Annotated in this window: 12 protein-coding genes; 6 read left to right on the forward strand and 6 right to left on the reverse strand. The window is 75.1% G+C overall.

Features of this window, described 5'->3' with window-relative positions; genetic code table 11:
• Complete coding sequence (locus ACZ7EC_RS12140) at window positions 1–852, forward strand: lysozyme (RefSeq protein ID WP_471061360.1); 852 nt, start codon at window positions 1–3, stop codon at window positions 850–852.
• A gap of 76 nt (window positions 853–928) precedes the next feature.
• Complete coding sequence (locus ACZ7EC_RS12145; RefSeq protein WP_471061363.1) at window positions 929–1,432, forward strand: molybdenum cofactor biosysynthesis protein; 504 nt, start codon at window positions 929–931, stop codon at window positions 1,430–1,432.
• A gap of 6 nt (window positions 1,433–1,438) precedes the next feature.
• Here ACZ7EC_RS12145 and ACZ7EC_RS12150 read toward each other — a convergent pair whose 3' ends face one another.
• Window positions 1,439–2,599 carry an FUSC family protein gene (locus ACZ7EC_RS12150; RefSeq protein ID WP_471061365.1) on the reverse strand — a complete coding sequence of 387 codons (1,161 nt, stop codon included), beginning with the start codon at window positions 2,597–2,599 and terminating at the stop codon, window positions 1,439–1,441.
• Window positions 2,600–2,811: 212 nt separating this feature from the next.
• The gene (locus tag ACZ7EC_RS12155) at window positions 2,812–3,987 is read right to left on the reverse strand and encodes an FAD-dependent monooxygenase (RefSeq protein ID WP_471061368.1); all 1,176 of its coding nucleotides are present in this window, start codon (window positions 3,985–3,987) and stop codon (window positions 2,812–2,814) included.
• Window positions 3,988–4,079: 92 nt separating this feature from the next.
• Between ACZ7EC_RS12155 and ACZ7EC_RS12160 the strand changes: the two genes are divergently transcribed.
• The gene (locus ACZ7EC_RS12160) at window positions 4,080–4,637 is read left to right on the forward strand and encodes a TetR/AcrR family transcriptional regulator (RefSeq protein ID WP_471061371.1); all 558 of its coding nucleotides are present in this window, start codon (window positions 4,080–4,082) and stop codon (window positions 4,635–4,637) included.
• Between the two features lie 338 nt (window positions 4,638–4,975).
• On the opposite strand, the gene ACZ7EC_RS12165 is transcribed toward ACZ7EC_RS12160, so the two are convergent.
• From ACZ7EC_RS12165 to ACZ7EC_RS12175, 3 genes are all read right to left on the reverse strand, one after another.
• On the reverse strand, window positions 4,976–6,145 hold the full coding sequence (locus tag ACZ7EC_RS12165) for an AI-2E family transporter (RefSeq protein WP_471061374.1): 1,170 nt from the start codon (window positions 6,143–6,145) through the stop codon (window positions 4,976–4,978).
• A 410-nt stretch (window positions 6,146–6,555) separates the two neighbouring features.
• Window positions 6,556–6,924, reverse strand: coding sequence for an ANTAR domain-containing protein (locus ACZ7EC_RS12170; RefSeq protein WP_471061377.1), 369 nt, complete (start codon window positions 6,922–6,924; stop codon window positions 6,556–6,558).
• Window positions 6,925–7,029: 105 nt separating this feature from the next.
• Window positions 7,030–7,500, reverse strand: a complete 471-nt coding sequence (locus ACZ7EC_RS12175) for a DUF2267 domain-containing protein (RefSeq protein WP_471061379.1) — start codon at window positions 7,498–7,500, stop codon at window positions 7,030–7,032.
• Between the two features lie 201 nt (window positions 7,501–7,701).
• Here ACZ7EC_RS12175 and ACZ7EC_RS12180 point away from each other — a divergent pair, with 201 nt between their 5' ends.
• A complete protein-coding gene (locus tag ACZ7EC_RS12180) occupies window positions 7,702–8,439 on the forward strand; it encodes an MgtC/SapB family protein (RefSeq protein WP_471061381.1) in 738 nt (245 codons plus the stop codon).
• A 70-nt stretch (window positions 8,440–8,509) separates the two neighbouring features.
• Here ACZ7EC_RS12180 and ACZ7EC_RS12185 read toward each other — a convergent pair whose 3' ends face one another.
• Window positions 8,510–9,004 (reverse strand): DUF1360 domain-containing protein, encoded by a 495-nt coding sequence (locus ACZ7EC_RS12185; protein WP_471061384.1) that lies wholly within the window; start codon window positions 9,002–9,004, stop codon window positions 8,510–8,512.
• A gap of 175 nt (window positions 9,005–9,179) precedes the next feature.
• Between ACZ7EC_RS12185 and ACZ7EC_RS12190 the strand changes: the two genes are divergently transcribed.
• Both ACZ7EC_RS12190 and ACZ7EC_RS12195 read left to right on the forward strand, forming a co-directional pair.
• Window positions 9,180–10,949: an enoyl-CoA hydratase-related protein gene (locus ACZ7EC_RS12190; RefSeq protein ID WP_471061387.1), complete on the forward strand. Its 1,770-nt coding sequence runs from the start codon at window positions 9,180–9,182 to the stop codon at window positions 10,947–10,949.
• On the forward strand, window positions 10,946–11,527 hold the full coding sequence (locus ACZ7EC_RS12195) for a hydrogenase maturation protease (RefSeq protein WP_471061390.1): 582 nt from the start codon (window positions 10,946–10,948) through the stop codon (window positions 11,525–11,527). The genes ACZ7EC_RS12190 and ACZ7EC_RS12195 overlap by 4 nt, the downstream gene beginning before the upstream one ends.
• Window positions 11,528–11,534 lie beyond the last annotated feature (7 nt).

Here is an 11,534-nt window from a genome sequence, read left to right on the forward strand (position 1 = left end):
ATGGAAGCCGTGCGAACCTCGAGAGCCCTTTCCCGCGGCCGCTCACGCCTGACCGTCACCGGCGTGCTGACCGGCCTCCTCCTCACCTTGTCCGTCCCGGCGGCCGTGCCCGACAGCGGCGCCGCGACCCCCGAGCGGGGCAGCGCCTATATGGGCATGGGCGTCCTCGCCCACGACGGTGTCGCCACCGGCCCCACCGCCGACTCGCTGTCCGATTCCCGCACCGGTCTGACCGAGGGCGTGGACGTCTCCAGCTACCAGCGCAACGTCGCCTGGTCGACCCTGTACGGCAGTGGGGTGCGCTGGGCGTACACCAAGGCCACGGAAGGAACCTCGTACAAGAACGCCTACTTCACCCAGCAGTACAACGGTTCCTACGACGTCGGCATCGTGCGCGGCGCCTACCACTTCGCCACCCCGGACAGCACCGGCGGCGCCGCCCAGGCCGACTACTTCGTGAACCACGGCGGCGGCTGGTCGGCGGACGGCAGGACGCTGCCCGGCGTACTCGACATCGAGTGGAACCCGTACGGCGGTGACTGCTACGGCAAGACCAAGAGCCAGATGGTCGCCTGGATCCGCGACTTCCTCAACCGCTACAAGGCCCGCACCGGCCGCGCCGCCGTGATCTACACCGCCACCAACTGGTGGACCGAGTGCACCGGCAACTACGGCGGATTCAGCGCGACCAACCCGCTGTGGATCGCCCGATACGCCTCGACGGCGGGCACCCTGCCGGCCGGCTGGGCGTACTACACGATGTGGCAGTACACCTCCACCGGCAAGACCGTGGGCGACCACGACCGCTTCAACGGCAGCGAGAAGCAGCTGAAGACCTTCGCCTCCGGCTGACCGGGCATCGGGCCGACCGCGCCCCGCGCCTGCCGGGACGCTCCGACCGCGCGGGGGCGCCGGGTAGGCTCGTGGCGTGGCGCGCGTCGAGATACTCCAGCTGCTGGTCTCCCCGGTGCACCGGCTGGCCGGCCGGCCGGGCGACGGCCTGCCCGAGCTGCCGCCCGGCGAACTGGTGGAGAGCGTCCGGGTGCGCGCCGGGCTCGGCATCGAGGGCGACCGCTACTTCAACCGCCCCGCCCACCGGGACGCCTCGATCACCCTGATGGCCGCCGAACGGCTGCCGCGCAGCGGGTCGCCGCGGGCGGGCCTGCTGCTCACCCGGCGCAATGTCCTGCTGCGCGGCGTGGACATCGACGCCCACATCGGCGCGACCGTCTTCCTCGACTGCGGCACCGGACCGGTGGAGCTGGAGGTGCGCCGCCCGGCGCGGCCCTGCGCCTGGATGGACGCCACCCTCGGGCCCGGCGCCCAGCGGGCGCTGCGCGGCGGCGGGGGAGTGCGGTGCCGCCCGGTCGGCGACGGCGTACTCACGGTGGGGGACGCCGAGTTCGGGGTGGTGCGGGCCGCGGACGCGTGACGGCGCTCATCCGGTGGAGGCCAGGAGGTGGTCGGTGAGCCGGTTGGCCTGGGCGAGGAGCGTGCCGTAGGTGGCGAGGTCGTCCGGGTGACCCGTGGCGGACCGGGCCAGCTCCCCGCGGAGGCTGTCGAGGGCGGCGCGCAGGCCGGTCACCTCGGCGCGCAGCTCGTCCTCGCGGGGGGAGTCGAAGCGGCTGCGGCTGTACAGACGCAGGGCGCGGGCGGTACGGCACAGGAACCGCGCGTAGCTGCGGGCGAGGCCGGGGTGCGGCCGGGGTGCGGCCCGGTCCTCGGCGGCCACCTCCAGGACCGTGCGGGTCACCCCGGCGATGTGCACGGCCGCGTAGTCCAGCACCGTGATGGCGTCGTCGTAGCCCTTGCCGGGCGGCGGTACGGCCCCGCGGCGGCGCAGGTTGCCGCGCAGGCTCTCGCGGCTCCGGTCGACCGCCGAACGGGCCTCGTCCACGTGCCGGTGCAGCCGCAGCGCCCGCTCGTGCCAGGCGCCCGCCTCCTCGGCGTCCCAGTGCCCGGAGGCCAGCCCGTCGCCCACCGTGTGCAGGATGTCGTGCGCCTCCTCGGTCGCGTCCCGCAGCACCGCCCGTGTGTCGCGCAGATACAGCGGCGGGCGGACCAGCGCGTTCACCGCGATGCCCACTCCCGCGCCGAAGACCGCCGCGGCGATCCGGTCGGCGGAGGTCGCCACGGTGACGGCGCCGTCGGTGAGGACGAACAGGGCACCGGTCGCCGCGTAGATGCCCTGGTTGCCCAGGCGCCGCCAGTGTCCGAGCAGCAGCGCGAGCGGCAGCACCACCGCCATCGCCACCGCGGTGCTGTGCAGCACCAGGCCGACGGCGGTGGCCGCGATCGTGCCCGCGGTGATGGCCCCGAGCTGCTGGAGGCCGTGCGTGATGGAGCGGTAGACCGTGGACTCCACCAGGACCACCGCGACCCAGGGCGCCACGAACGCCACCGGCGCGTGCAGCCACCAGCCCGCGATCAGCCAGGTCAGCCACGCGGCCAGCGCCGCCTTCAGTGCCTGCGCGGCCAGATCACGCTCCCGGCCGGGCCGGGCACAGGCCCGGCGCAGACTCCCCGCCGCGGCCGACAGATCGAGCCGGACCGCGCCCACCACCCGTCGTACGGCCTGCTCAGAACGCCCATTTCGCATAGGCCACCGGGTGACCAGCGGGTCGGGGCCTACGCATGCCTCCTCGACGGAAGGGCGTGTTTGGCGGGGCGATGTGCCGGATGTCACGACGGCTTCGGCGCCATGACGCGGAGGGTCGGGTAACGGGCGCGACCGCCGTGAACGGCCGCGCGGCGGGACCGGGATCACGGCGCACGCCCGGACGGGGCGGCCGGCGTCGGGTGTGGACGGCGTCACGGCGTGTGATGCCCCGCCGGGATCGTCGGCGGGGTCCAGTCGGCATGGCGCAGGATGGTCCGCATGGCCGCCCTGGCCGGGACGAGCCGCAGGGCGGTGTTGCGCAGGGCGACGGGCAGCGGGTGGGAGAGCTGCTGGCCCATCCGGCCCGCCTGGCGGGCGGCGCGGGCGACCGCCTGGGCGCGGGGCCGGCGCTCGGCGTCGTACCGGGCCAGCGCCGCGGGGATCGAGGGGGCGTCCGCGAGCGCGGCGGCCAGGCACGCCGCGTCCTCCAGAGCCTGGCAGGCGCCCTGCCCCAGGTTCGGGGTCATCGCGTGCGCCGCGTCGCCGAGCAGGGCGACCCGGCCGGAGACGAACGAGGGCAGGGGAGTGGCGAGTTCGGTGATGTCATGGTGCAGCACGTCCTCGGTCCGGGTCGCCGCCAGCAGGGTGCCGACCGGCTCGTGCCAGTGGGCGAAGCGGCGCCGCAGCATGCCGAGCGGGTCCGCGTGCCGGACGCCGGGCGGCGAGTTGAGTACCGCGTGCCACTCGGCGTGGCCGTCCGCGAGGCGGATGTGCCCGAACTCCGCGCCGGCGCCCCAGGTCAGCTCGAAGTCGGCGGGCAGGGCCAGCGGGTGCCGGGTGACGGCCCGCAGCACGGTGGAGCCGCTGTAGGCGGGGCCGGGGTGGTCGGGGAACAGCTCGGCGCGCAGCCGGCTGTTCACCCCGTCCGCGGCGACCACGAGGTCCGCCGCCATGACGCCGTCCGGGAGCTGCACGCCCACCGTGGCGGGGTCGGAGCGGAACAGCGTGGCCACGGTCGCGCCGGTGCGCAGGCAGTCTTCCGGCAGCCGGGCGCGCAGCAGCCGGTGCAGGACCGAGCGCCGGATGCCGGCGATCGGCGTGCCCAGCGCCCGCTCCAGCGCCCGGCCGTCCATGTGCGCGAGCCAGCGGCCCGAGGGGGTGCGGGTGCCCCCGGTGTACTGCGGGTGCGCCGCCGCCCGCACCGCCGCTCCGGCGCCGAGCGCGTCCAGCGCCCGCAGCCCGTTGGCGTGCAGCGAGATGGCCGCGCCCGCGTCGTCCAGCACCGCCGCCCGCTCCACGACCCGCACCCGCCAGCCGATCCGGCACAGCCCGACGGCCGCCGCCAGCCCGCCGATGCCGCCCCCGACCACCACCGCCGTGTCGCCCATGCCGGGCCCCCTTCGCCTTGGCGTTTCTACAGCTGTAGAAGACCGTACCGCGTGGTTCTACAGTTGTAGAAGGCGGGGTGTAGAAAGAAGGGGTGTCCACTGACCGACGTACTCTCCTCGCCGACACGGCCATCACCGTGCTCGCCGACACCGGTGTCCGGGGCCTGACGCATCGCGCCGTCGACCGCGCGGCCGGCCTGCCCGCCGGCACCACCTCCGCCTACTACCGCACCCGCCAGGCCCTGCTCGCCGCGCTGGTACGGCGGCTGGTGGCGCTCGACCAGGCGGAGCTGGAGCGGATGGGGGAGCGGCTGCCGGCACCCCGGTCCGCCGCTGAACTGGTCGCTCGTATAGGCGAGTTGAGCCACGCGCGGCTCACCGGGGACGGGCGGCGGCGCACGCTCGCGCGCTATGCCTGTGCCGTCGAGAGCGTCCACGATCCCGTGCTGCGCGAGATCCTCGTGCCGCGCGAGAACCGGGCGCGGCGCTCCGTGTGCGACTTCCTCGCGGCGCAGGGCGTGGCGGACGCGCAGGAACGGACGGTCTGGCTGCTGCTCTGCATCGACGGGCTCGTCTTCGACCGGCTGGTCAACGGCGGCGGCGTCCCGCAGGCGGAGATCGCCGCGCTGGTGGCGGCGGCCCTGCGCTGAGCCCGCCCGGCGGCACGACGGCGGCGCCGCCTCCCTGGGACGGGGAGACGGCGCCGCTCTGCTTCACCTGGCCCTCGGCGTCAGACCAGCCATCCGACGAGGTGGACGAGGCCGGCGAGGACGTTCGTGAGGATGTTCATGGTCGTGCTGCTCCTTGCGCTGTATCTCTGAGTGGGACCCGTGCTCGAATACGGTCTGCAGCCCGTCACTCGCACAACGTAAGTATCACCCGGTCGGCGTAGTCGAGGCGGTCTGATGAACGACGCCCACCTGTTCGAGGGAACAAGTGATCCCCTGTTCGATCACGGCCCGGCCCACCGATCCGCCCCGGCGGCTCCTTACGGCGGTACGGCCCGCAGCGCCCGCAGTACCGCCCACACCACCGAGACCAGCGGAACCGCGACGATCGCGCCGATCACCCCCGCCACGATGCTGCCCGCGAGCACGGACACGGCGACGACCAGCGGATGCAGCCGGACCGCCCAGCTCATCACCACGGGGTGCAGCACATGCCCCTCCAGCTGGCCGATCACCACGATCAGCGCCAGCACGGCCAGCGCCGTGAGCGGCCCCCGCCCGGCCAGCGCGACCACCGTGGCGACCGCCAGCGCCACCGGCGAGCCCACCAGCGGCACGAACGCGGCGAAGAACTCCAGCAGGGTCAGCGGCAGCGCCAGCGGCACCCGCAGCAACAGCAGCGCCACCCCCACCAGCACGGCGTTGGTGGCGGCCACGATGATGATGCCGCGTGTGTACCCGGCGAAGGTCCGCCAGGCCGCCTGCCCCGCCCGGTCCCACGCCGTGCGCGCCCCGGCCGGCAGCAGCTCCTCGCGCGCCCAGGACCACAGCCGCTCCCCGGAGTGGATGAAGAACACCGAGGCGAACAGCGCGAGCGCCCCGCCCGTCACCAGCTCCACCACCCGGCCGAGACCGCTGACGGCGCTGCTCAGCAGGTTCGAGCGGTGCGCGGCGAGGTAGTTCGTCACCTGGCGTTCGAGCGCGGAGAGCCGGCCGGGGCTCAGCCGGAACGGCGGCCGTTGCAGCCACTCCTCGATCCGGTGTACACCGCCGCTGAACTCGCCCGCGAGCCGCGGCGACTCGCCCGCCACCGCATTGCCCACCAGCGCGAGCAGCGCGAGGAACACCAGCAGGCTGCCCACCAGCGCGGCGGCGACGGCCAGCGGACGCGGCAGGAGCCGGTCCAGCAGGTCGGCCAGCGGGCGCAGCACCGAGGTGACGACCAGCGCCAGGAACAGGGCGCCGGCGATCAGCTGGAAGCTGCCGAGGACGCTGAAGACGCCGTAGACGACGACGCCGACGAGGATGAGCCGCCAGGAGTAGGCCGCGGCGACGCGCAGCCAGGGCACGGTGCGTTCGGCCACCGGCTCCAGCGGCTCGGGGCGCGGGGAGGCCCCGAGCCGCACCGAGTACGCGGGCCGGCTGCCGAGCCCCGCCCGGCGCCCGCCTCCCCCCGGCCCGGCCGCCCGCCGCCGCGCATCGCCCACCATCGCTCCCGTCGCACGCTCCTGGAGGCACCGTAAGCACAGCCCCACCCACCCGGCCCGCCCAACGCCCGCACACGGGTCACCCCCCGCCCGCGAACGTGACACCACGGAGATGACGCGCGTCCGCCTGGAGATGTGACAGGAGGCGAGTGATGTGACAGTGGACGTGGGCCACGCGGCCCCGGTGCGGTGGCGGTCACGGGACCTCCACAACTCTCCCCGGTGGGCGGGTCGGTACCGGGGCACTCGCGGGGTGTCGTCGGCCAGGAGGGGGCTACCTCCAGTGATCACCGTCGCGGTTCTGCTGCTCCCCGTGCTCAGTCTGCTGCTGTTCGGGCTCGATCAGGTCGAGGACCGATGGGTGACCCGTCCGTCCAAGCCCCGTGCCGCTCGCGTGCGCCGGCGCCGCCGGGTCAGGCCCGGACGTCGCTGACCCGCTCCGGAGCGGAGTCCGCGCGGTGGCGGGCGACGGCGGCGGCGAGTTCGGCGCGGACCGCCTCGGGGAGCGCACCGCCCCGTGCGTGGTCGAGGACGTGTCCGGCGATCGCACGCACCTTGATGTTGGTGCGCTGGGACACGTCGCGCAGCGCCCGCCACGCCTCCTGCGGCGTCATGCGGCCGAGGACGACGAGGGCTCCGATGGCCTGGTCGATCACCGCGTGCGAGGTCACCGCCTGCTCCAGCTGCCGGTTCCGCTCCACCAGCCGGTCGTGCGCCGCGGCCAGGTCGGTGGCGGAGAGCAGGGTCAGCGGCTGCTGCCGGGAGAGGGCGAAGAAGGCCATCGAGCACCTTTCCGGGCGGGGCGGCGGACGGTCGCTGCTACGTATGCCCTGCCTGCGCGCACGCACACGGATCGCCATCCGTGACCGTACCGCCGCCCGCTCCCGTCAGCGCTCCCCCTCCAGCCCCTCCTTCGCCCGCTCCACCGGCAGCAGCTCCCGGATGTCCGCCGGCAGCGCGTCCGCCATCCGCTCGGTCAGTTCCGGGGCCAGCGCGGCGTCCAGGACCTCCAGTACGGCGGCGGCGTCCCGCAGCGCGGTGTCCTCGTCGGTGCCCGCGCGGTCGGCGATGCGTCCGGCGAAGACGGTCAGCCCGAACCGCTCGCCCGCGGCGCCGGAGCCGTCCGCACGCGGGTCGCCCGGCTCTCCTTCCCGCGCGGACGTCGTGTCCGCGTCCGCCGCCCGCCGCATCGCGTCCGCCATGTCGGGCGGCAACTGGGCGGCCACATGCCGGGCCAGCCCGGACGGCAGCCGTTCCGACAGCGTCGTCACGACCGCGTGCGCCGCCCGCTCGGCGGAGCCCCGGTCGGGCATCCGGGCGAGCGCCTGCACCTTCCCGATCATCTCGTCGTGCCGCATGCGTCCGTCCCCTTCCTCGGGTTCCGCCGCGTCCCGGCGTCTCACGAGCCCCGCCGGAACGCGCCCGCCCCGGCCGGGTACCCACGTCGACGGCCGAATGCCGAGGGGCGCGGCCGGGGCCGTCCCGGTAGCGTCAGGAGACCACCTCGGGGGTAGGCGCCAGCGGCAGGACGAATCGAACGCGAGACATGCGAGGTGTGCATGGCGGGAGTGTGGCTGGCGGCACCGCTGTGGGACATACACAACGGCCAGGGGCCCCGGCAGCTGGCCGAGCTGGGGCTCGCCCTGGTGCTGTCGACCCTGATCGGCTGGGAGCGCGCCGCCCAGCAGAAAAGCGCGGGCCTGCGCACCCACACGCTGGTCGGCATCGCCAGCGCGCTGATGATGGAAGTGTCCCAGCACGGCTTCACCGCGGTACTGGGCCTGGAGAACGTCTCCTTCGACCCCTCCCGCGTCGCGGCCCAGATCGTCTCCGGTATCGGCTTCATCGGCGGCGGCCTGATCTTCGTACGACGGGACGCGGTACGGGGCCTGACGACCGCCGCCACCGTCTGGCTGACCTGCGCCGTCGGCATGGCCTGCGGGGGCGGGCTGCCCGTGCTCGCGCTGGCGGTGACGGCCCTGCACTTCCTGGTGGTGCGCGGCTACTCCTACTTCTCCGGCCGGCTGGTCCCCGGCACGACCTCCACCGCCTTCGAGGCCCGGCTGACCTACCGCACCGGCTCCGCGCTGCTGCCCCGGCTGATGCAGACCTGCACCCGGCTCGGCTTCCGCATCGTGCAGGTCAAGGTCGAACGGCTGCCCGGCCGCACGGACGACGCCGCCCGCGTCCTCCTCGAACTGGAGGGCACTCGGGACCCGGCCCGGCTGACCTCGGAGCTGTTCCAGGACGAGGGCGTGCTCGACATAGAACTGATCCCGGCGCCCGACGAGGAATGACGGCCGTCGGGGGAGGACGGCCGGCAGGCAGGGAGCCCGGCCCTGCCGGTCGTCCGCCGCGTGGTGCCGCTCAGTCCTGCGCGGTCCGCTGCGTCCACGTCCACGCGTACTGGAGCCAGTCCGCCACGGTCAGCGCGCCGAAGCCGCCGCAGGCCAGCCGGGTGAACCGGGGCGCGGCGGCGTACGAGCACACCAGTGCCCCGGCGGCCCAGGCGGAGACGCAGAACGGGCAGGCGAGCAGGTCGCCGACCGCCCGCCGGACACCCTGGCCGCGCGGCTCGTCCAGGACCTCGTTCGCCTCGCCCTCGCCGGTCCGCCGCGTGAACGGCGCCCGCACGAAACTGGTGACCTTGTCCCTGGCCAGCATCCGGGACGCCTTGTAAGCCGCGGTGCCGAGCAGCACGACGTCCCACGGCGGCACCTGCTCGGGCAGCCGTACCCCCCGCCGCCGGGCGAGCAGCGCGAAGGTGCCGGTGCCCGCCGCGAACACCGAGGCGAGGGCGGCGTAGCCGGTGAGCGGCACCTCGCCCCGCTCGTCGTAGCCTGCTGCGGCCTGCGTCGTCATGGGACCTCCATAGCCGTTCGGTTCCGCCGGGAGCAGGGACCGGGTTCCCTAAGGGGGCGGGGCGACACGGCGCGGACACGCGCGGTCCGGATGGCGCAAGGGCATCCGTCGGCAGGAGTGAAAACCCGTGGCGGTCCTTCGCTGGGGCGGGGCGCGGGGGCGAGCATGCCGCCTCATGGACATCCTGCTCGTGGCCAGCGCGTTCAACAGCCTCTGCCAGCGCCTGTACGCCGAACTCTCCGACCGGGGACACCGCGTGGACGCCGTCCTGGCGGCGCAGGGCGAGGAGCCGGTGCGGGCCGCCGTACGGGAGTCGCGCCCGGACCTCGTCATCGCCCCGATGCTCACCACCGCCCTGCCGGAGGACGTGTGGCGGGAGCACACCTGTCTGATCGTGCACCCCGGACCGCCCGGCGACCGGGGCCCCGCCGCGCTGGACTGGGCCGTCGCCGGGGAGTCCGGGGAGTGGGGCGTGACCGTGCTGCAGGCCGAGTCCGGCATGGACGCGGGGCCCGTCTGGGCCGCCGAGCCGTTCCGCGTCGCGCCCGTCGGCAAGAGCGACCTGTACCGCAACGAGGTCGCCGACGCCGCCGTCGCCGCCGTCCTCACGGCCGTACGCCGGCACGCGGAGGGCGGCTTCAAGCCCCGCCCGCAGAGCGACCCGTCGATCGACGTGGTCTGGCGGGACCCCTTCCGCCAGGAGCGGCGGCGCATCGACTGGGCGCGCGACGACACCGAGACGGTGCTGCGCAAACTGCGCGGCGCCGACTCCCGGCCCGGTGTCCTCGACGAACTCCGCGGCCGGGAGCTGTTCCTGCACGGCGGCCACCCGGAGGACGAACTGCGCGGCCGGCCCGGCGAGCTGCTGGCCCGGCGGGCGGGAGCGGTCTGCCGGGCCACGCGGGACGGCGCGGTCTGGATCCCGGAACTGCGCCCGCGCAGGAACTCCGGCGACCCGGCACCCTTCCGCCGTCCCGCGACCGACGTCCTCGGAGCCCGCGAAGCCCTCGAACTCCCGGAGATCCCCGCCCCGTTGGAGCTGCCCGAGGCCCGGCGCACCTACACCGACATCCGCTACCGGCAGCACGGCGACGTCGGCCTGCTGAGCTTCTCCTTCCCCGGCGGCGCGATGAGCACCGGCCAGTGCCGCCGACTGCTCGCGGCCTACGAGCACGCGCTCACCCGTCCCACCCGCGTCCTGGTGCTCGGCGGGCCGCGCGACTTCTTCTCCAACGGCATCCACCTGAACGTCATCGAGGCCGCCCCGGATCCCGGCCGCGAGTCCTGGGTCAACCTGCACGCCATGGACGACCTGGTGGAGGCGGTGCTGCGGACCACCGACCGGCTGGTGGTGGCCGCGCTCGCCGGCAACGCGGCCGCGGGCGGCGCCATGCTCGCCCTCGCCGCCGACCAGGTGTGGTGCCGCACCGGCACGGTCCTCAACCCGCACTACCGGCGCATGGGCCTGTACGGCTCCGAGTTCTGGACGTACACCCTGCCCCGCCGGGTCGGCGCGGACGAGGCCCGCCGGATGACCGGGGAGGCGCTGCCGGTGAGCGCCGCGCGCGCCGAACGGCTCGGGCTGGTGGACCGGCTCGTACCGGCCGCGCCCGGCGCGTTCGCCCCGGCGGTGCGGCGGCTCGCGGCCACCCTCGCCGCCGACCCCGGCCTTGACCGCCGTATCGCCGCGAAGGCGTCCGCCCGCGCCGCCGACGAACGGCACCGGCCCCTCGCGGAGTACCGGCGGGCCGAACTGACCCGGATGCACGCCCTGTTCTTCGACCCGCACGCCCCGTACCACGCCCTGCGGGCGGCCTTCGTCCGCAAGACCCCGGCGGGCTCACCCCGCCCGCTCGCCGCACCGACCGACCCGGCCCGCCCGCACACCGGCCGAGCCGGCGGCACCGGCCGGACCGGCGGCACCGACGCGGGGGTCGCCCGATGACCGCACCCCTGCTCGTCGCCGGTGTCGGCAACATCTTCCTCGCCGACGACGCCTTCGGACCCGAGGTGATCCGCGCCCTCGAACAGCACCCCCTGCCCGCCGGGGCGCGGGTGCGGGACTACGGCATCCGCGGCCTGGACCTCGCCTACGACCTGCTCGGCGGGTGCCGGACCGCCGTCCTCGTGGACGCCGCCCGGCGCGGGCGGCGGCCCGGCACGCTGTCCCTGATCGAGGCCGAACCCCCCGACGGCACCGTCCCGCCGGAGGCGCACGGCATGGATCCCGCGAAGGTGCTGGCCCTGGCCACCCACCTGGGCGAGGAGCCGCTGCCCCGCGTCCTCGTGCTGGCCTGTGAACCCGAGGTGCTGCCCGCCGGGGACGAGGACATCCTGCCGGGACTCAGCGCGCCCGTGCGCGGCGCCGTCGAGCCCGCCGTCACCGCGCTGCACCGGCTCGTCCCGCTGTTGCTGGCCGACCCGGACGCACCGGCCGCCTCATTGGGCCGCTCGATGGAAAACGGCCCGGTCCACCCGGCTGCGCTGCCCGCCCACGCGCCCGCGACGGCCGAAGATCGGTGACACCCCG

The sequence above is a fragment of the Streptomyces sp. NPDC037203 genome, assembly GCF_055605065.1.

Bases quoted from the DNA above. Each gene is read 5' to 3' on its own strand.
- ACZ7EC_RS12175 (WP_471061379.1), bottom strand. From the start codon at position 7,500: ATGCGGCACGACGAGATGATCGGGAAGGTGCAGGCGCTCGCCCGGATG.
- ACZ7EC_RS12150 (WP_471061365.1), bottom strand. From the start codon at position 2,599: ATGCGAAATGGGCGTTCTGAGCAGGCCGTACGACGGGTGGTGGGCGCG.
- ACZ7EC_RS12155 (WP_471061368.1), bottom strand. From the start codon at position 3,987: ATGGGCGACACGGCGGTGGTGGTCGGGGGCGGCATCGGCGGGCTGGCG.
- ACZ7EC_RS12140 (WP_471061360.1), top strand. From the start codon at position 1: ATGGAAGCCGTGCGAACCTCGAGAGCCCTTTCCCGCGGCCGCTCACGC.
- ACZ7EC_RS12190 (WP_471061387.1), top strand. From the start codon at position 9,180: ATGGACATCCTGCTCGTGGCCAGCGCGTTCAACAGCCTCTGCCAGCGC.
- ACZ7EC_RS12170 (WP_471061377.1), bottom strand. From the start codon at position 6,924: ATGGCCTTCTTCGCCCTCTCCCGGCAGCAGCCGCTGACCCTGCTCTCC.
- ACZ7EC_RS12165 (WP_471061374.1), bottom strand. From the start codon at position 6,145: ATGGTGGGCGATGCGCGGCGGCGGGCGGCCGGGCCGGGGGGAGGCGGG.
- ACZ7EC_RS12180 (WP_471061381.1), top strand. From the start codon at position 7,702: ATGGCGGGAGTGTGGCTGGCGGCACCGCTGTGGGACATACACAACGGC.
- ACZ7EC_RS12195 (WP_471061390.1), top strand. From the start codon at position 10,946: ATGACCGCACCCCTGCTCGTCGCCGGTGTCGGCAACATCTTCCTCGCC.
- ACZ7EC_RS12185 (WP_471061384.1), bottom strand. From the start codon at position 9,004: ATGACGACGCAGGCCGCAGCAGGCTACGACGAGCGGGGCGAGGTGCCG.